Source organism: Janibacter sp. HTCC2649 (genome assembly GCF_000152705.1).
GTDB lineage: Bacteria > Actinomycetota > Actinomycetes > Actinomycetales > Dermatophilaceae > Knoellia.
Window position 1 is genome coordinate 1635051 of record NZ_CH672413.1, and the last position, 17691, is coordinate 1652741.

20 protein-coding genes are annotated in these 17691 nt (G+C 68.7%); 8 read left to right on the forward strand and 12 right to left on the reverse strand.

The window, feature by feature from the left end:
* The first annotated feature begins 33 nt into the window (after positions 1 to 33).
* The 3 genes from JNB_RS07685 to JNB_RS07695 are packed head-to-tail and all read left to right on the forward strand — an operon-like array spanning position 34 to position 1752.
* Positions 34 to 342, forward strand: a complete 309-nt coding sequence (locus JNB_RS07685) for a 4a-hydroxytetrahydrobiopterin dehydratase (RefSeq protein ID WP_009775871.1) — start codon at positions 34 to 36, stop codon at positions 340 to 342.
* The gene (locus JNB_RS07690; RefSeq protein WP_009775872.1) at positions 335 to 1057 is read left to right on the forward strand and encodes a VIT family protein; all 723 of its coding nucleotides are present in this window, start codon (positions 335 to 337) and stop codon (positions 1055 to 1057) included. Before JNB_RS07685 ends, JNB_RS07690 begins: the two co-directional genes overlap by 8 nt.
* Positions 1057 to 1752, forward strand: coding sequence for a type 1 glutamine amidotransferase (locus JNB_RS07695; protein ID WP_009775873.1), 696 nt, complete (start codon positions 1057 to 1059; stop codon positions 1750 to 1752). Before JNB_RS07690 ends, JNB_RS07695 begins: the two co-directional genes overlap by 1 nt.
* A gap of 158 nt (positions 1753 to 1910) precedes the next feature.
* On the opposite strand, the gene malQ is transcribed toward JNB_RS07695, so the two are convergent.
* The 3 genes from malQ to JNB_RS20910 form a co-directional block, all read right to left on the reverse strand.
* Entirely contained in the window at positions 1911 to 4043 is a 2133-nt protein-coding gene (gene malQ, locus JNB_RS07700; RefSeq protein WP_009775874.1) for a 4-alpha-glucanotransferase, read from the reverse strand.
* Between the two features lie 91 nt (positions 4044 to 4134).
* Positions 4135 to 5817, reverse strand: a complete 1683-nt coding sequence (gene mctP / locus JNB_RS07705; protein WP_009775875.1) for a monocarboxylate uptake permease MctP — start codon at positions 5815 to 5817, stop codon at positions 4135 to 4137.
* Positions 5814 to 6155, reverse strand: a complete 342-nt coding sequence (locus JNB_RS20910) for a DUF3311 domain-containing protein (RefSeq protein WP_009775876.1) — start codon at positions 6153 to 6155, stop codon at positions 5814 to 5816. Before JNB_RS20910 ends, mctP begins: the two co-directional genes overlap by 4 nt.
* Before the next feature lie 170 nt (positions 6156 to 6325).
* Here JNB_RS20910 and JNB_RS07715 point away from each other — a divergent pair, with 170 nt between their 5' ends.
* Positions 6326 to 6550, forward strand: coding sequence for a hypothetical protein (locus tag JNB_RS07715; RefSeq protein WP_040884409.1), 225 nt, complete (start codon positions 6326 to 6328; stop codon positions 6548 to 6550).
* A 107-nt stretch (positions 6551 to 6657) separates the two neighbouring features.
* Positions 6658 to 8028 carry a HAMP domain-containing sensor histidine kinase gene (locus tag JNB_RS07720; RefSeq protein WP_148232352.1) on the forward strand — a complete coding sequence of 457 codons (1371 nt, stop codon included), beginning with the start codon at positions 6658 to 6660 and terminating at the stop codon, positions 8026 to 8028.
* A 42-nt stretch (positions 8029 to 8070) separates the two neighbouring features.
* Here the strand turns inward: JNB_RS07720 and JNB_RS07725 are convergent, their stop codons facing one another.
* Entirely contained in the window at positions 8071 to 8766 is a 696-nt protein-coding gene (locus JNB_RS07725) for a response regulator transcription factor (protein ID WP_009775879.1), read from the reverse strand.
* Entirely contained in the window at positions 8747 to 9505 is a 759-nt protein-coding gene (locus JNB_RS20385; RefSeq protein ID WP_009775880.1) for a phosphatase PAP2 family protein, read from the reverse strand. The genes JNB_RS07725 and JNB_RS20385 overlap by 20 nt, the downstream gene beginning before the upstream one ends.
* A 155-nt stretch (positions 9506 to 9660) precedes the next feature.
* Between JNB_RS20385 and JNB_RS07735 the strand changes: the two genes are divergently transcribed.
* Both JNB_RS07735 and JNB_RS07740 read left to right on the forward strand, forming a co-directional pair.
* Positions 9661 to 10704 carry a lysylphosphatidylglycerol synthase domain-containing protein gene (locus JNB_RS07735; RefSeq protein WP_009775881.1) on the forward strand — a complete coding sequence of 348 codons (1044 nt, stop codon included), beginning with the start codon at positions 9661 to 9663 and terminating at the stop codon, positions 10702 to 10704.
* The gene (locus JNB_RS07740; protein ID WP_009775882.1) at positions 10701 to 11798 is read left to right on the forward strand and encodes a glycosyltransferase family 4 protein; all 1098 of its coding nucleotides are present in this window, start codon (positions 10701 to 10703) and stop codon (positions 11796 to 11798) included. Before JNB_RS07735 ends, JNB_RS07740 begins: the two co-directional genes overlap by 4 nt.
* Positions 11799 to 11929: 131 nt before the next feature.
* On the opposite strand, the gene JNB_RS07745 is transcribed toward JNB_RS07740, so the two are convergent.
* The 7 genes from JNB_RS07745 to JNB_RS07780 form a co-directional block, all read right to left on the reverse strand.
* On the reverse strand, positions 11930 to 12751 hold the full coding sequence (locus JNB_RS07745) for a membrane protein (protein ID WP_040883652.1): 822 nt from the start codon (positions 12749 to 12751) through the stop codon (positions 11930 to 11932).
* 81 nt (positions 12752 to 12832) lie between these two features.
* Positions 12833 to 13441 carry a hypothetical protein gene (locus JNB_RS07750; protein ID WP_009775884.1) on the reverse strand — a complete coding sequence of 203 codons (609 nt, stop codon included), beginning with the start codon at positions 13439 to 13441 and terminating at the stop codon, positions 12833 to 12835.
* Between the two features lie 590 nt (positions 13442 to 14031).
* Positions 14032 to 14403, reverse strand: a complete 372-nt coding sequence (locus tag JNB_RS07760; protein ID WP_009775886.1) for a type II toxin-antitoxin system VapC family toxin — start codon at positions 14401 to 14403, stop codon at positions 14032 to 14034.
* Positions 14400 to 14597, reverse strand: coding sequence for a type II toxin-antitoxin system VapB family antitoxin (locus JNB_RS07765; RefSeq protein WP_009775887.1), 198 nt, complete (start codon positions 14595 to 14597; stop codon positions 14400 to 14402). Before JNB_RS07765 ends, JNB_RS07760 begins: the two co-directional genes overlap by 4 nt.
* A gap of 223 nt (positions 14598 to 14820) precedes the next feature.
* Positions 14821 to 15906, reverse strand: a complete 1086-nt coding sequence (ychF, locus tag JNB_RS07770; protein ID WP_009775888.1) for a redox-regulated ATPase YchF — start codon at positions 15904 to 15906, stop codon at positions 14821 to 14823.
* 12 nt (positions 15907 to 15918) lie between these two features.
* A complete protein-coding gene (locus JNB_RS07775) occupies positions 15919 to 16143 on the reverse strand; it encodes a hypothetical protein (protein WP_009775889.1) in 225 nt (74 codons plus the stop codon).
* Entirely contained in the window at positions 16140 to 16673 is a 534-nt protein-coding gene (locus JNB_RS07780; RefSeq protein WP_009775890.1) for an NUDIX hydrolase, read from the reverse strand. Before JNB_RS07780 ends, JNB_RS07775 begins: the two co-directional genes overlap by 4 nt.
* 65 nt (positions 16674 to 16738) lie before the next feature.
* Between JNB_RS07780 and JNB_RS07785 the strand changes: the two genes are divergently transcribed.
* Complete coding sequence (locus JNB_RS07785) at positions 16739 to 17665, forward strand: DUF389 domain-containing protein (RefSeq protein WP_009775891.1); 927 nt, start codon at positions 16739 to 16741, stop codon at positions 17663 to 17665.
* Positions 17666 to 17691: the final 26 nt, after the last annotated feature.

A 17691-nucleotide genomic window follows, 5' to 3' on the forward strand; every position in this document is an offset into this window, starting at 1 on the left:
GACGTCCGGCTCCTTTAGAGTCAGGCTGTGCCCATGAGTCGCCAGCTGACCGATGAAGAGATCGAGCGACAGCTCGCAGACCTGCCCCTCTGGACTCGTGAGGGAGACACCATCGTCGCGACGATCGAGGCGCCCGACTTCCCGGCGGCCATCCGCATCGTCGCCGAGGCCGCGGAGGTCGCCGAGGAGATGAACCACCACCCGGACATCGACATCCGCTGGCGCACCACCTCCTGGCTCCTGACCACCCACGACGCCGGTGGGCTGACCCAGCTCGACATCGAGCAGGCCCACCGGATCAACGAGATCGCCCGACGTCACGGTGTGTCCTTCGGTGGCTGAACCCACTCGCATCCTCGACAGCCACGACGAGCCACACCACAACGGCATCGGGCAGCGCCTGAACTGGCTCCGGGCGGCAGTGCTCGGGGCCAATGACGGCATCGTCTCCACCGCGGGTCTGGTCATCGGTGTCGCGGCGGCCACGACCGAGCGGTCCGTCATTCTCACCGCCGGACTCGCAGGGCTGGCGGCGGGCGCCATGAGCATGGCCGTCGGCGAGTACGTCTCGGTGAGTACCCAGAGGGACACCGAGGAAGCGCTCCTGGCCAAGGAACGTCGAGAGCTGCGCGAAGAACCCGAGGCCGAGCTCGAAGAGCTGACGCAGATGTATGCCGACAAGGGCCTCCCAGCGGATCTGGCTCACGAGGTGGCCGTCCAGCTGACCGCCCACGATGCTCTCGGCGCCCATGCCGAGACCGAGCTCGGTATCGATCCGAACGCCCTGACCAGCCCCTGGCACGCCGCCTGGGCCTCCCTCATCTCGTTCACCGTCGGCGCGCTCATCCCCCTCATTGCCATCGTTCTCGCAGGCGTCAGCATCCGGGTGCCCGTCACCGTGGCCGCCGTCGTCGTCTCGCTCGTGGGCACCGGATGGCTCAGCGCGCGCCTTGGCTCGGCGCCTCCCTGGCCGGCCGTGCGGCGGGTCGTGATCGGCGGGCTGATCGCCATGGCCGTGACCTACGCCATCGGATCACTCGTCGGGACCCAGGTCTGATGACGCGCTATCTGATCGTGCAGCACGAACCCGAGGCACCGGCCGGCTGGCTCGGGGAGCGCTGGGAAGCACAGGGCATCGAGCTCGACGTGGTGCGCCCGGACCTTGGCGAACCCATCCCCGAGGCCCTGACCCACGATGCCCTCGTCGTCCTCGGCGGCCCCATGAACGCCAACGAAGATGACGCCTTCCCCTGGCTCGCGCCCACGAGGGAGCTGATCCGATCCGCGGTCGCCGACGGCAAGCCCACCCTGGGCGTCTGCCTCGGACACCAGCTGGTGAACGTCGCACTCGGTGGTGAGGTCGTCGTCAACCCCAACGGTCGCCTCGTCGGTCTGAATCCCCTGTCCCTCAGCGATGTTGGCGAGGTCGACCCGCTCCTCGCCGGACTCTCGGGTCGCGACGTCGTGCACTACAACGGTGACGTGGTGAGCCGCCTCCCCGAGGGAGCCACAGTCCTCGCGACATCGCCCGATGGGTCAGCGCAGGCCGTCCGCTACGGCCCCCGAGTCTGGGGCGTGCAGTTCCACCCCGAGACCACCCCCGAGGTTTTCGCCGACTGGATGTCCACCTTCGTGCCCGAGGGTGACGAGCCGTTGGACGGCGCGCAGACCTGGCTCGCCGAAGTGCAGTCACGACGCGAGTCGCTCCAAGCCACGGGGTATGCCGTAGCCAACGCATTCACCCGCGCCTGAGCCCCGTGGCGTTCCGCGTGACGTGCGTCTGACCGAAGTCCTTCGCGCACCAACAGACAAAGGTGCGCCGAGACGAACGTCGCGCGAAGGACGCAGGGCAGCTAGCGCGTCACGCGCAGCGCCAGGGGCGCAACGCGAGGAGCACCCGAGGCGCCCGGTCAGTCGCCTTCGGTGGCCCGGAAGAGGACCTGGGCGAACTCGGACTGGGTGGCGGCCTCGAGGGAGATGGACTTGCCGTCGGGGCCGGCCAGGGGCAGCTTCCAGTTGGGGTACTCGTCGTCGGTGCCGGGCTGGTTGATGGCGCGACGGTCACCCACGACATCTGACAGGGAGATCGCGCGCAGGACGCTCGGCGTGTGGCCGAGCCAGCGGTGCATGGCCTCGATGACCGAGGGCAGACCGGCGGCCGGCTCGAGCCATCCTCGGGCGACGAGGGCGGCGCGGACCTTGGCGATCGACTGCTCCTCGTGGGCACGCTCCTCCTCGACGGGACGCGTGAGAAGGCCGAGACGCTCGCGGATGTCGACGTGCTCGAGGGTGAGGAAGCCTGCGGTGGGCGGCAGGTCGTGGGTCGTCACCGACGACAGGCACAGCTCGCGGTAGTCCTCGGGCGGGGTCGGGGCGTCATCGGTGTTCTCGAACCACATGATGCTCGTGCCGAGGACTCCGCGTTCCTGGAGGTAGTCGCGAGTGTTGGCCGGGACCACGCCGAGGTCTTCGCCGATGACGACGGCTCCGGCGCGCTGGGCCTCGAGGCAGAGGATGCCGATGAGGGCTTCGTGGTCGTAGGTGACGTAGGTGCCGTCGGCCGGGGTGAGGCCCTCGGGGATCCACCACAGACGGAAGAGACCGATGACGTGGTCGACCCGGATCCCGCCGGAGTCGCGCAGGATCGAGCGCACCATGTCGCGAAAGGGCGCATAGCCGAGCTCGGCGAGGCGTTCGGGGTGCCACGGCGGCTGGGACCAGTTCTGGCCGAGCTGGTTGAACTGGTCGGGTGGCGCGCCGACGGTGACCCCGCCCGCGAGGGCATGGGCCAGGCCCCAGGAGTCGGCGCCGTGCGGGTGGACACCCACCGCGAGGTCGTGGACGACCCCGAGCGACATGCCCGCGTCCTTGGCCTCGCGCTGGACCTCGCCGAGCTGGCGGTCGAGGAGCCACTGCAACCACATGTGGAAGCGCACGCGGTCGTGCTGGCTGGCGGCGAACTCGGCGACGGCCGGGCTCGCGGGGTCTTGGTACTCGGTTGGCCATTGCGACCAGCGCTGACCGTGGCGCTCGGCGAGAGCGCACCACGTGGCGAAGGTCGACAGGCCCTCCCCCTCGCGTTCGCGATAGCGGTCGAAGTCGCGCGCCCGGCGCCCCTCAAGACCCAAAGCGTGGACCAGCGCGAGCGCCTCGCTCTTGGCCGCCCAGGCGCCATCGCGGTCGATCGTGTCCGTGGTGTTGAGGGCCTGAGCCTGGGCCGCGAGCGTGGCCACGCGGGCTCGGGACCTCTCGTCCAGACGCACCAGCTCGGGGATGTCCTCGACGCGCAGGTACATCGGGTTGACGAAGCGACGGGTCGTCGGGAGGTAGGGCGACTCCTCCATCGGGGCAGTGGGTTCGGCCGCGTGCAAGGGGTTGACGAGGACGAACTCGGCCCCGAGGTCAGTGGCCGCCCACGACGCCAGGTCGCCCAGGTCCGCGAGGTCACCAACTCCCCAGGAACCCGCCGAACGCACCTGGTAGATCTGCGTCATGAGGCCCGTGACGCCGCCGTGGCGCAGAACCTCGGGCAGCTCGAGCCGACCCGGGGTGATGACGAGGGTCGAGAGCTCGCTGCCCTCCGACACCGCGGGCTGGTCGAGGTGGGCGATGAGGCGGTGCCAGCCGGTCGGCAGGTCACCGGGAAGCTCGAACGTCGCCTCACCGAGCTCGCGACCATCGACCACTCGCGGGTGCACCCATCGCTCGACCTGCGGCACGTCACGCGTGCTGCCGTCCTCGAGCTCGACGGTCAGTGAGACGGCAGACCCGTGGGGCACGTGCGCATGGATCCACGGAGTCCAGCCCTCCCGGCATACAACGGTTGCCGGCAGGGTGCGGCGCCACGGCCGGTTGTCGACGTCGGCCAGCGCGGACGCAATCGATTCCTCCGAGCCGACCTCGACGCCGAGCGCGGTGAGGACACTGCGCAACGCAGCGTCACCGATGACCGTGTGGGCGCCCTTCCAGTCGACGAAATCGGTCGCCACACCATGGGCTCTGGCGAGCTCGAGGAGGGCATCGGACGGCGCGACCGGGGACATGACTCCATCCTGCCCCGCCCCGGTGCAGGGACACGAACAGGGCGCCGTCGCAACCGCGACGGCGCCCTGGGCGCTCAGCTCCGGACCGGGGTCAGGGGCTGGGAGTGCTCTCGTGCGGACCCAGTGCCAGCTTCTCGACGCGGGGGTCGCCCGCGTCTGCGAAGTAGTCACCCTTGATCGTCTCGTCGTGCCCGTTGGACACCTTCATCGCGTTGAAGACACCGCTCAGGATCGCAGCGACGATCAGGTTGATGGCGAACGCCGTCATCGCGATGTAGCCCATCTGGGCGATGCCGGGGATGTTGGCCAGCGACCCACCGAAGTGGCTGCCGGTTGTCGGGTTGACGACGTTGTAGGCGGAATACGTGCCGTAGACCATGCCGACAGCCCAGCCGGCGAGGAGGGCCCACCGGTGGAACCAGCGCGTGTAGAGACCGAACACGATCGCCGGGAACGTCTGGAGGATCCAGATGCCGCCCAGGAGCTGGAAGTTGATCGCGTTCTGCTTGTCGAGCAGGAGGACGAAGACCAGGGCAAAGCCCTTGACCACGAGCGACACGAGCTTGGAGACCTTGGCCTCCTGCTGGGCGGACGCGTCCGGCCTGATCCACTCCTTGTAGATGTTGCGGGTGAAAGTGTTCGCCGCCGCGATCGACATGATCGCCGCAGGCACGAGGGCACCGATGGCGATCGCCGCGAACGCGATGCCCGCGAACCAGCTCGGGAACATGTCCTCGAACAGCTGCGGGATGACGAGCTGCGCGTTCGGCTTGCCGTCGAGCCCAATGGGCTTGGTACCAGCCGCGATCGCCACCCAACCGAGCAGCGCGAGCAAACCGAGGACGAAGGAGTAGGCCGGCAGGATGGCCGCGTTGCGTCGGATCGTGTTGCGGTTGCTGGACGACAGGCTGGCCGTGATCGAGTGGGGATACATGAACAGCGCGAGGGCAGAGCCGAGACCCAGAGTCGCGTAGGCCCACATCTGCTGACTCCCGGGGACAAAGGCGCCGACCGGTTTGCCCGTTGCCGGGTTGGGCGTCGACATCTTCTTCTCGGCCGCACCGAAGATCGCCTCCCAGCCACCGACCTTGGACGGCAGGTAGATGATCGCGACGATGATGACGAGATAGATCAGGCCGTCCTTGACGAACGCGATCATGGCGGGGGCGCGCAGGCCGCTGCTGTAGGTGTACGCCGCGAGCAGGGCGAAGGCGATGAACAGCGGAGCATCCTTGGCGACCCAGTTGTCGCCACCGCCCACACCCGTCACCTCGAGGACGGCCTGGATTCCGACCAGCTGAAGGGCGATGTAGGGCATGGTCGCGAGGAAGCCGGTGACGGCCACCGCGAGCGAGAGTTCGCGACTGCCGTAGCGGCCCTTCACGAAGTCGGCCGGAGTGACGTAGCCGTGGCGGTGGCTCACCGACCACAGCCGCGACATGAAGACGAAGATGATCGGGTACAGCACGATCGTGTAGGGCACGGCGAAGAAGCCCGAGACCGATCCGAGCGCAAACATCGCGGCTGGGACGGCGACGAACGTGTATGCCGTGTAGAGGTCACCTCCGAGGAGGAACCACGTCACCCACGTGCCGAAGGAGCGACCACCCAGGCCCCACTCGTCGAGCGACTCCATGCTGGAGGGTCGGCGCCAGCGGGTCGCCATGAACCCCATGACGGTGACGACGAGGAAGAGCACGATGAGGATCGTCAGGGCGACGTAGTTCACGCCGCTCGGGTTCTGTGCGGGAAGTGCCGCGGCCAACGTGTTCATCGGTCACTCCGCTCGTGGCGGCCGTGGCTGCCGGAACTGCTGGGCGTGCCGGGCGTGGTCTTGCGCGAGTGACGCTCGTCCTCACCCATGGGGCGGTGGGGGCGGGCCTTGAGCACGAGCCGGTAGGCCGTGTAGGTCAGCGCCGAGCAGAGGAAGACCCAGAGGAACTGGTACCAGATGAAGAAGGGGAAGCCCCACAGGCGCGGCTCGACCTTGGCGTAGGAACTGACCCACAGCAGGGCCACGACCGGGATGGCGAGCAGCACAGCCGCCACGGCCAGCAGCCCCTTGTTGGCGGGTGGGACCGTGTCATGGTCCACGACCTCGTGTTCGTCCACGAGACAACCTCTTTTCGTCTGCGTTGCGAGCGCCGTTGCGCGCACCCGCGAACACTAGTCCTGGGACGTGGCGCACGTCACAACGCCTCGCCGGTCAGTTTCCACATGGCACCCCCTCGGCGGCAGAAAGTACCTTGCCCGGGTGGAGGTGGCCGGGCACCATGACCGCCATGGGCATCAAGGCACCCGAGGGGTTCGACTTCACGGAGCGGGCGGACGGCAGCGTCGTCATCACCCACCACGGCAAGACCGCGACCGTGCTGCGTGGTCGCAGGGCCGCCGACTTCCTCGAGGACGCCGAGTCGGGCGACGACCAGGAGCTCATGGCCCGCGTCACCGGCAACTACAAGCACGGCAACGAGCGCGCCGCCAGGAACCACCCGCGCAACCGCTGAATCCTTCGGGTATGCCGCCCGCTCACCCGTGCGTGCGGGCGCCACTCAGGCATCGCTCAGGGCCGCGCTGCTAGCCTGCGTGCGCACTTCGAACTGACGGGGATCGCGTGAGACGTTGGAACGCTTGGTCATTGCAACGCCGGGTCCTCGTCGTGTCCGCTGCCGCAGTCACGGTGGCTGTCGTCCTCGGAGCGATCGGCTTCGTCGTCGCCCTCGACCGCATCCTCTACAGCACTGCCCAGGACTCCGCCCGCGAGCAGGCCGCGGCGATCAGCACCTCGATCAGCTCGGGTGAGCGGTCGGCACCGCAGGCCCTGAGCGAGATCACGAGCAAGGGCTCGCTCATCCAGGTGCTCGATGCGTCGCACCGCGTCGTCGCATCCTCCGAGCCGGCCCTGGCCGACTCCTCCGTGAGCAAGCTGCGGCCTGCTCCGGGTGCGGTGGCCACCGCCCAGGAGGCCACGATCCCGGGCGAGGTCGGCGAGCCGCATGCCGTGGTGGCGCAGGGACTCACGGACCCGAGCGGCACGGCATACACCGTGGTCGTTGCCAAACCGCTGGACGTCGAGACGACCACGGTTCGCACGGCCGCCACGCTCCTCGTCCTGGCCTCGGCGCTCCTGCTCGCCATCCTCATGGTCCTCATCAACCGCACCGTGAGACAGGCCCTCCTGCCCGTCGAGAGCATCCGCAGTGAGGTCGCTCGCATCACGCAGGTTCGAGGTCGGGGCCACATCACCGTGCCTCCGTCGGGTGACGAGATCGCGCGGCTCGCCGAGACGATGAACGTCATGCTCGGCCGGCTCGAGCAGGCCGACGCCACCACTCGGCGGTTCATCTCCGACGCCTCGCACGAGCTGCGCAGTCCGCTGGCCACCATCCGGGCGGCGATTGAAGTGCCCCACGCGGGAACGGGCGCCGACCGCGAGCGCGATGCCGTGGTGCAGGGCGAAGTCCTGCGCATGCAGCACCTCGTGGAGGACCTGCTCACCCTCGCCAAGGCGGACGACGGCCTTCCCCTGACCCTGGAGGAGGTCGACGTCGACGACCTCGTCGAGAGTGAGGTCAGGCGCCTGCGTGCCACCGGCACGACGCCGGTCACGGCCTCGATCACGGCCTCTCGCGTCGTCGGCGACCGGCTCAAGCTGGCGCAGGCCCTGCGCAACGTCGTCGACAACGCGATGACCCACACCGTGGGCGCGGTGGGCCTCGAGGTGCACCCCGAGGGTGAGGTCGTGGTGCTCACTGTCGACAACGACGGGCCGCCCGTGCCCGAGGAGCAGCGCGAGGCGGTGTTCGACCGGTTCACCCGTCTCGAGGAGTCGCGCGAGCGCGACCGCGGAGGCAGTGGCCTCGGCCTCGCGATCGTCCGCACGATCGTGGAAGCCCATGGTGGGACGGTCCGGGCGACGTCCACACCCGATGGTCGATGCCGCTTCGAGGTGCGCCTGCCGCTCGATGCCGGGACCGCGTCGTAGTTCGCGCCATCGCCCCTTCGGGCGCTGGCCTCGGTGCCGGCGTCAGGGAGCGACCGGGTCCCCGCCGTCCACGGCCATGAGCCGATAGCCCATGCCACGAACGGTTTCCAGCGAGGTCACTCCGAACGCCTGGTCGATCTTGCGGCGCAGGTAGCCGACGTAGACCTCGACGATGTTGTCGCTGCCGTCGAAGGCCTGGTCCCAGACGTTGTCGAGGATCTCGGCCTTCGAGAGCACCACCTCCGGGTGGCGCATGAGGAACTGCAGCACCGAGAACTCCTTGGCGGTGAGCGTGATGGCGTGGCCGTTGCGGCTCACGGTGCGCTTGTTGGGGTCGAGCAGCAGTCCGCCGACCCTCAGGTCGACCGGTCGCGCGGGGGCGCCACGGCGCACCAGTGCCCGAAGCCGCGCGACGAGCACGACGAAGCTGAAGGGCTTGGTGAGGTAGTCGTCGGCGCCGAGCTCGAAGGCGTCGGTCTGGTCGTACTCGCCGTCCTTGGCCGTGAGCATCATGGCCGGCGCCCACACCTTGAGGGCCCGCAGGTTGCGCAGGACGTCGTAGCCGTTGCGCCCGGGCAACATGATGTCGAGGACGATCACGTCATAGGGATTCTCGGTCGCGAGCCACTGCCCCGTGACGCCGTCGTGGGCGACGTCGACGACGAAGCCCTCGGCGGTCAGACCCCGGCGGATCGTCTCGGCCAGCGCCTTCTCGTCCTCAACGAGGAGAACTCGCATCGTCAGCCCTCTCTGTGATCCCCGGCGTCGTGGTCGTCCGACGAGTCTCGCCCGCGACGAACGCCGGAAGAGCAACGCGTCCCAGCATTGTGCTCGCAGCCAGCGCCAGGGTGAGCACCGCGACACCCAACACCCACGAGCCAAGGACGTCGGTGGTCCAGTGGTAGCCAAGGTAGACGCGGCTCGCGCCGACCGCGAGGCTCCCCAGGACCGCGACGATGAGGGAAAGGATCCGCCCGCGGCGGCCCACTGCCGGCCACACGAGGAGCATCACGGCCATCCCGAGGAACACCGTCGAGAAAAGGGTGTGTCCCGACGGGAAGGCGAAGCCGTTGTCCACCGGCCCGACCACGAAGGCTGCTGGTGGACGGTGTCGCCCCACGAGGAACTTGACCCCGACGGTGAGCACGGCAGCGGCTCCCATGGCGACGCCGAACAGCAGCGCCTGCACCCGGTCACGCCGCACGAACCACAGCCAGCCAAGGGCCACGAGGCTCAGCAGGCCGATGGAGACCTCGCTCCCGACCAGGCTCGCCAGCTCCGCGACAACGGTCCATCCGGGGCGACGCAGCGAAGCCACGGACGACGTGATGCCCGGGTCGTAGGCGGACAGGTCGCCGTGTTCATTGACCCCGTCGACGAGGGCCCCGAATCCGACCACGGACGCAGCCACGACCCCTGCGCCGACGAAGACCGGCGCACGCCACGGATCGGCAAGGACGTCGGTGGGTGTCGTCATGAGGGCTCATCTCTGCGCAGGGGTCGGGCGGTGGAACTTCACTGTCACCCCGCCCTCCTGAACGGTTCCTGAACGCGCCCGCCCTCTCAGGAAGCGTTCAGGACCGCCGAGTCATGGTGACCACGACAGACAGCAGGCCTCACCGGGAGTGACTCATGGACGAACGCGCGGCCTCGACCGCCCCGTGGATCGTTCCTGCGCGGGCCGCCGCCACGCTCGCCCTCGCGGTGGGCGTGCTGTGGTGGGCCCTGCCCAAGGTGGCGGGCGTGAGCTGGACCGCCATCGGCGCCATGCTCGGCAGCATCTCGCTCAGGGCAGCCGTCGGCCTCGCCGTCCTGTGGATGGCCGGACTGGTTGCCCACTCGTTCGTTCTGACCGCCGCCCTTCCGGGGTTGAGCCGCCGACGCGCGCTGACCCTCAACCTCACCGGGAGCGCCGTCTCCAACGTCGTCCCGTTCGGTGGAGCTCTCGGCCTCGCCCTCAACCTCAGGATGATTCGCTCGTGGCGCTTCCACCGGGGCTCCTACGCGACGTTCGTCGTCGTGACGAACCTCTGGGATGTGCTCGCCAAGCTGGCCCTGCCCGTCGTGGCCATCGCCCTGACCTCCGCTGCCGGCATCCTCCCGACGAGCGCCCTGCGTGATGGCGCGATGGCGGGTGCGTCCAGCGCTGTGGCACTCATGGCACTGGGGGCCGCCGTCCTGTGGAGCGACCGGCTCGCGGGCCGCGTGGCTCACGTCGTGGCACCGCCGGCCCGCCGCCTCTCGCGTCGCACCCAGAGCACGAACGCCGACATCGAGGGCGGACTGCTCCGGGCCAGGACCCGCGTTCGGCAGGTCGTGGGCTCTCGTTGGCCGCAGCTCACCGTGGGGATGGTGGCCTATGTGGTGCTCCAGGGAGCGCTGCTGGCGTTCTGCCTGCGCGCGGTCGGGTTGACCGAACCGGCGTATGCCGTGTTGGCCGCCTTGGCGGCCGACCGCCTGCTCAGCCTCATCCCGTTGACCCCCGGCGGCGCCGGGTTCGCCGAGGTGGGTGCGGCCGCGACGCTCATCGGCTTCGGCGCGGACCCACTGGCGGTCACGGCCGGGGTGCTGCTCTACCGCGCGTTCATCTTCCTTCTCGAGATCCCCGTCGGCGGACTGTGGTTGGGCTGCTGGCTCGCTCTGCGTCCACGTCAACGGACGGCGGCCGTGGCATGAGGATCCTGCACGCGACCGACACCTACGCCCCGACCATCGGCGGCATCGAGGTCCTGGTCCGCACCCTTGCCGAGAGCCAGGCGGCGATGGGTCACGAGGTCACCGTCCTGACGCGCACCCCCGAGGGCCACCGACCCGATCACCTCCCCCAGGACATCGAGGTGCTGCGCGACCCACGCTCTCTGGCGTCCTTGGTGGCCCGGGCCGATGTCGTCCACGGACACGTCTCGGCCTTCTCTCCCCTGGCCCTACGAGCAGTCGAGGGTGCGGCCCGCGCCGGGATCCCCTCGGTGGCGACAGTGCACTCCGTGTGGGGCGGGGCCTGGCCACTCTTCAGGGCCACAGCGGCCCTGCGTGGGTGGACGAGCCTGCCGATCCAGTGGGCTGCCGTGAGTGAAGTTGCTGCCGGCCCCGTGCAGCGTGCCCTCGGCGGTCGGGACGTCCTCGTGATCCCCAATGCCGTCGATGTGGACTACTGGGCACCCACGCGGCCCGCCCGTCACCCGAAGGTCGTGACGATGGTCGCGGTGATGCGGATGGCCGGTCGCAAGCGCCCTCTTGAGCTCGTCAGCACCCTGCACCGGGTGCGAGCCCAGGTGCCCGACGACGTCACCGTGGACGTGCAGCTCGTCGGCGACGGCCCCCTCCTCCACGCCGTGCGGCGCGGCCTCGCGCAACGCGGCATGACCGACTGGGTCCACACCCCCGGCGACATCAGCCACCGGGAGCTGCGTCACCTCTACCGACGGGCCGAGATCTTCATCGCCCCCGCCACCCTCGAGTCATTCGGGCTCGCAGCCCTCGAGGCCCGAGCCGCCGGACTGGCCGTCGTGGCGCGGACCGCGACGGGTGTCACCGAGTTCATCGCACACGACGTCGACGGTCTGCTCGCGGACAGCGACACGGCCATGAGTGAGCAGCTCGCCCGACTCTGCACCGACGCAACCACACGCCGTCGGATCGTCGGGCACAACCACCTCACGCGGCCAACGCTCGACTGGTCGTACGTGCGAGAACTCAACACAGCGGCATACGCGCAGGCAGGTGCGGTCGACCACCGCGCCACGGCCACCGAACCGCGGTCCGCCGCATGACCCCTCGACACCGGCCTCAGCCGGTTGCCGTCACTGCCCGACGTTCCCCCTCCGCGGGGCAGTGACTGACCGTTGACCCCGCCCTCCTGCAGGCGGGGTCAACGGTCACCTTTTCGGGTTTGTGCCCAATGTCAGCTGACCGGGTCCGGGACCTCCACGTCGACGAGCTCGCGTTCGGCACGCAGGGCTCGCTCGGTGCGGTCCTTGTGGGTCACGCTGAGGTAGACGACGACCGCGAGGATCGTCCCCAGGAACACGACGCTTGTGCCCAACGTGCCCAGACCGGCGCCGCCCTCGTCGCGCGCCGACGCGAGGAAGTCCCCGATGTTGGCGCCCAACGGACGGGTCAGGATGTAGGCCAACCAGAAACACAGCACCGGTCCGACACCGAGCCTCCACGCCGCCAACACAGCCGCGATCAGGGCGAGCGGCAACAGGACGGAGGCCCCGGCCGACCAGCCGGTGAGCTCCAGGGTCCAGTCGCCCACTGCCGTACCGAGCGCGAACGTGACGAGGACAGTGACCCAGTAATAGGCCTCACGGGGCGTCGTGACGATCGAGTGGATCGAGAGCGTGCGCTCGCGGGCGTACCAGAGCGCAAAGACCGCAGCGAGCACCGCCGCGAAGACCGCGGTGCTGACGGCGAGCGGGACGCCCACACCGTCCGTGAGGTTGTCGGTCAGGAGAGTGCCGACCACGCTGATGAGCACCACCGCCAGCCAGTAGACCGACGGCACGTAGGCCCGCAGTCGGAACTGCACGAGCAGCACCGCGATCAGAGCCACGGAGAAGACCAAGGTGGTCCGGCCGAGGCCAAAGCCGAGGGTCTCGTTGACGTAGTCCGCGAAACTCTCACCGACGGTCGTGCACAGGATCTTGATGATCCAGAAGTAGACCGTCACCTCCGGGACCTTGTTGAGCATGCGAAGTGGACTCGTTGTGGTTGTCGTCATGAACGCAACCGTCGCAAGGAGTGCCTGAGCCAAGACTGAAGAGCGACCAACCAGACGGGTATGCCGCCCCCTTCCGCACGCTCAGCCGCCCAGGGTTTGGCGCAGGTGGGCGATGGCTGCGGCCGCGTTGTCGTCGCGGACCTCGACAGGCACCGGCGGCAACAGGTCGTCCCACACCGCCATGTAGGTGCCCCGCAACTGAGTCATCCCCAGGGGCCGAGCGATGAACCACACGTGGGCGTGAGACCCACCGTCTCCCCAGCGACTCACATGACAGCGGCCGACGCTCGGCAACGACTCGATCGCCCGCACGAGCGCGACTGTCCTGATGCCGAATTCGCCTGCTTGCTCAGCCGACAGCTCATCGAGGTCGACGTGCTCCAGCGGCTCCAGGACCAGGATCAGCGGGCTCCCCGAGGGCGGCGCGACCTTGACGTGCCAGTTGTCGTCGGCCCACACCTCGGCCCAACCGCCGTCACTCCCACCACGGCACCAACACTCAGGCCCGGCCGGCTCGCCCATCCGCGGCATCTCGTCGCCGAGCGGTGCGACTTCCTTGACCCGCAGGTCACTGGCTTCGAAAGGGAAGACGTCCCAGGCCGGCATACCCTCCCCGTCGAGCGGCAGCCGACCGCCCTCGGACTGGGCGGCAAAGGCACGGGCGGCGAACTCTTTGATCGATTCAGGCATCCGCAGACCTTTGGTGTCCGTCGACTCGGCCCACGACCAGGGCGGCACCAAGTTGTGCCCCGACGGCCATGAGCACGCCAGCGACCCACCATGCGCCGACGTCACCGGCCACTGAAAACACCACAACTGCGAGGCCAAGCAGCACCACGCCGAGAAAGAGACAGGGCGCCGGAATCAGTGATCGTGCTCGGAACAGGGGGACGAGTAGGCATGCCCAGCCGACCAACAGGATCGTGACTCCCACGAGGTCCCAGACAGAGGGCCCATGCCCCTCGCTGAGGGCGAAGACCCGAGGCCCACTGTCCGGCACCGCCACAATCGCGGTCCCGGCCACAGACAGCGCGAGCCACTGCCCAAGACCTCGTCGTACGGCTGATCGCGCAGTCACCTGTCAAACGTAGGTGAGTCGACGTGCGACACGCCCGCAGAGGCGCCCGGTTGCTCGTCGCCCAGCGGTGCATCGCGAGGGCCCGGAGGCCCGCGTGGGCGATGTAGCCCTCGGGGACGGCCTGAGCGGCAAAGACGCGTGCGGCGAACTCTCCTATCGACTCCGGCATCCCCAAACCCAAGGCGTCGTCCCCCGACGGGGCTCAACCCTCGGGGAGTACCGCGACTCCGACATCATTGGCAGCGGCCACGAGGCGCTTGTCCCTGGTCCAGATCTGTCCACCGGAAACCAGGGTCACCGCTCCGACCAAGTGCGCGTCGGCGGCGCTGAGTCCACGTCCCCACAATCTCCGACCCTCGACGAAGGCCAGCACCTCGTCGTGTCCGAGCGTGGGGAAAGGACGCAGGTTGGCCAGCAGCCCCAGGACGTGGTCGCGTCGACGGATCGACCCCAGCGCCAGTTCCTGAATGACCAGCGGGTGGCAGCCGACCTCGTCGCTCTCGAGCAAGGCCACGAGTCGCGGCTCAGTCGCATGGAGATGGTCGATCCAGACAGAGGTGTCGACGAGGATCACGAGGCGCGGCTCCGGCGTCGCGTCGGCGCCTTCGCTGCACGATCGGTGCCGCCCAGCGCGGCCAGGCGGCGAGCGCTCTCGACACGGATGAGCGTTTCGAGCCCGTCGCGCAGGAGGACCGACTTCTCGCTGATCCCGGTGAGCTCCGCCGCCCGCTCGTACAGGGCGTCGTCGATAGTGACGGTCGTCCGCATGTCTTGCTCCTCACATCACATGATGCATCTTTTGATGCCGCAATTGATGCTACGCCGACCTTGCCCGGCTACCAACGACAGGCCGAGCCACGACGTCGCCTTCCCGTCCTCACAAACGCGGTGTATTCCACGCGTTTGTGAGGACGCTGAGCCATCGAGAAGGTCCCACAGATCGCGGGTTCTATGCCGCGTTCTGTGGGACCTTGTTCGACTTGGGGGGTGCTCAGACGTTGAAGCGGAACTCCACCACGTCGCCGTCGGACATGACGTACTCCTTGCCCTCCATGCGGACCTTGCCGGCAGCCTTGGCCGCAGCCATCGACCCGGCGGAGTCGAGGTCCTCGAAGGACACGATCTCGGCCTTGATGAAGCCGCGCTGGAAGTCGGTGTGGATGACGCCGGCAGCCTGGGGTGCGGTCCAGCCCTGACCGATGGTCCACGCCCGCGACTCCTTGGGCCCGGCCGTGAGGTAGGTCTGCAGCCCGAGAGTGTGGAAACCCACGCGTGCCAGCTGGTTGAGCCCGGACTCGGTCGCGCCAAATCCCTCGAGCATCTCCTGGGCGTCCTCGGCGGACATGTCCATGAGGTCCATCTCGAGCTTGGCGTTGAGGAAGACCGCGTCGGCCGGCGCAACCAGGGCGCGCAGGCGATCGTGCAGGTCGGTGTCGGAGAGCTGGTCCTCGTCGAGGTTGAACACGTAGATGAACGGCTTGGTCGTCATCAGTCCCAGCCCGCGCGCTTCGGCGAGGTCGACGCCCGCAGCCGCTCCAGCGGCATACAGAGTCTTGCCCTCCTCGAGCACCTTCTGGGCGGCGAGCGCGTTCTCGTGGAGCGGCTTGGACTCCTTCTTGATCCGCGACTCCTTCTCGAGGCGCACGACGGCCTTCTCGAGGGTCTGGAGGTCGGCGAGGATCAGCTCGGTGTGGATCGTCTCGATGTCGGACTCGGGCGAGACCTTGCCGTCGACGTGGACGACGTCTCCGTCCTCGAACGCTCGCACGACCTGGCAGATCGCGTCGGCCTCGCGGATGTTGGCGAGGAACTTGTTGCCCAGGCCCTCACCCTCCGAGGCGCCGCGGACGATGCCGGCGATGTCGACGAACGAGACCACGGCCGGCAGGATCTTCTCGGATCCGTGGATCTCGGCGAGTCGAGCCAGCCGCTCGTCCGGCAGTGGGACGACGCCCACGTTGGGCTCGATCGTGGCGAACGGGTAGTTCGCAGCGAGGACGTTGTTCTTGGTCAGGGCGTTGAACATCGTTGACTTACCGACGTTGGGGAGCCCGACAATTCCGATGGTGAGTGCCACGGGGACAGAAGTCTACTGGCGTGTGGCGCGTGACTTTGCCACTCGCCGGCCCACCCACCACACGATGGCGGCGATCGCGACGCCGACCACGACGAACAGGGCATAGATCCCGGCGGCCTGACCATCGCCCTTCGTCAGGGCATAGACGAGCGCGGCGAGACTGACGACGATCCAGACGAGCAGCGCCGCACCCAACAACATCGCGGCGAGGACGCCGAGGACCTTGGTGAACGTCACGCCATGGTCCCGGGGACTTCACTGTTCTCGAAATACATCGTGTATGCCGTGTGCTCGCCTTCCAGGAGCTGCTCCACCATCCGTGCGGTGTAGGGAGCGACGTGCTCACCGAGTTCGGCGGGCGCCACCCAGTGGACGGCCTTGATCTCGCGCGGGAGCAGGGTGAGGTCGTCGGTGAACGAGCGCGGGACGACCCCGAGGTCGTAGAGGAAGAGCACCGCGTCGTCCCACCCGCGCCACGGGGGCAGCCAGTTGACGGCGAGGAGTCGCTCGATGCCGAGGGAGACGCCGAGCTCCTCAGTGATCTCACGCACGACGCACGCGGCCGGCGACTCCTTGGGGTCCACGACCCCGCCGGGCAGGTCCCACTCGGACTTGTAGGTCAGCTGGCAGAGGAGGATCTCGCCGTCCTCGTTGCGCACCAGCCCCTGGGCGATGTTGCGTTTGCGGGGCAGCTTGGCGTTGAGGATGTGGATGAACGAGCGTCGGCCGGCCTCACTCGAGGTGTCGGGTCGCCCGCTGTCAGCCATGGTCCGAGGCTAACCTGCGTGGCGGCGGACCAGACCAGGTGACCACGCGGCATACGCTGCACGTCATGCTCGTCCACTTGCGGATGACGGTCCCCGAGGACCTCTCCCCCACCATCGAAAGCCTGCTCGTCGACGACGACCGCGTCACCAATGTCGTTGTCATGCGCGGCGTCTCGGTGCAGCCCGTGGGCGACGCGATCGAGGCCGACGTCGCGCGTGAGGCAGCGAGCGACGTCATCGACGCGATCTGTGCGACGGGCCTGCCGAAACGCGGCGGGCTGGCGTTCAACGATGTCGACGGGTCCCGGTTCGATGCCGCGTCCGAGGTGGGCCGAGCGGCACCCGGCGACCCTGACGATGCGGTGCTGTGGGGCTCGGTGCTGGATCGAGCGCGCACGAGCGCCCGGCCCAGCGCGACCTACCTCGCGTTCCTGATCCTCGCGACGATCCTCGCGTCGATCGCCGTCATCACCGACTCCGCCGTGCTCGTCGTGGGCGCAATGGTCGTCGGGCCCGAGTTCGCGTCGATCGCGGGAGCCTGTGTGGCCGTGGCGTTCGGGCGCTGGCGGCTGGCCGCCCACGGCCTCGCCCGGCTCCTCGGGGCCTTTGCCATCGCGATCGCTGCCGTGGTGCTGCTCGCCCTCGCGGCCAGGTGGACCGGGCTGATCACGGCCGAGATGGTGACCCGGCCGCGGCCCCTCACGGGCTTCATCTGGCACCCTGACCGGTGGTCGTTCATCGTCGCGCTCGTCGCCGGAGCGGCGGGGGTGCTCGCGATGACGACGGGCAAGTCCGCGGCAATGGTTGGGGTGTTCATCTCCGTGACGACGGTGCCGGCGGCCGGCAACCTCGCTCTCGCACTGGCCCTGTGGGCTCCGGACGAGATCGTTGGATCGGCCAGCCAGCTCGCGGTCAACATCGCCGGCATGGTCATCGCCGGTGTGGTCACTGTCTGGGTGCAGCGCATCTTCCGTCCGGCTGCTCGGGCCTGACGTCCCGCACCCTGTCGGTGCCGACT

Excerpts from the sequence above, each read along its gene's own strand:
- JNB_RS07685 (WP_009775871.1), top strand. The coding sequence starts at position 34 with ATGAGTCGCCAGCTGACCGATGAAGAGATCGAGCGACAGCTCGCAGAC.
- JNB_RS07695 (WP_009775873.1), top strand. The coding sequence starts at position 1,057 with ATGACGCGCTATCTGATCGTGCAGCACGAACCCGAGGCACCGGCCGGC.
- malQ (WP_009775874.1), bottom strand. The coding sequence starts at position 4,043 with ATGTCCCCGGTCGCGCCGTCCGATGCCCTCCTCGAGCTCGCCAGAGCC.
- mctP (WP_009775875.1), bottom strand. The coding sequence starts at position 5,817 with ATGAACACGTTGGCCGCGGCACTTCCCGCACAGAACCCGAGCGGCGTG.
- JNB_RS07715 (WP_040884409.1), top strand. The coding sequence starts at position 6,326 with ATGGGCATCAAGGCACCCGAGGGGTTCGACTTCACGGAGCGGGCGGAC.
- JNB_RS07725 (WP_009775879.1), bottom strand. The coding sequence starts at position 8,766 with ATGCGAGTTCTCCTCGTTGAGGACGAGAAGGCGCTGGCCGAGACGATC.
- JNB_RS20385 (WP_009775880.1), bottom strand. The coding sequence starts at position 9,505 with ATGACGACACCCACCGACGTCCTTGCCGATCCGTGGCGTGCGCCGGTC.
- JNB_RS07735 (WP_009775881.1), top strand. The coding sequence starts at position 9,661 with ATGGACGAACGCGCGGCCTCGACCGCCCCGTGGATCGTTCCTGCGCGG.
- JNB_RS07740 (WP_009775882.1), top strand. The coding sequence starts at position 10,701 with ATGAGGATCCTGCACGCGACCGACACCTACGCCCCGACCATCGGCGGC.
- JNB_RS07745 (WP_040883652.1), bottom strand. The coding sequence starts at position 12,751 with ATGACGACAACCACAACGAGTCCACTTCGCATGCTCAACAAGGTCCCG.
- JNB_RS07750 (WP_009775884.1), bottom strand. The coding sequence starts at position 13,441 with ATGCCTGAATCGATCAAAGAGTTCGCCGCCCGTGCCTTTGCCGCCCAG.
- JNB_RS07765 (WP_009775887.1), bottom strand. The coding sequence starts at position 14,597 with ATGCGGACGACCGTCACTATCGACGACGCCCTGTACGAGCGGGCGGCG.
- JNB_RS07780 (WP_009775890.1), bottom strand. The coding sequence starts at position 16,673 with ATGGCTGACAGCGGGCGACCCGACACCTCGAGTGAGGCCGGCCGACGC.
- JNB_RS07785 (WP_009775891.1), top strand. The coding sequence starts at position 16,739 with ATGCTCGTCCACTTGCGGATGACGGTCCCCGAGGACCTCTCCCCCACC.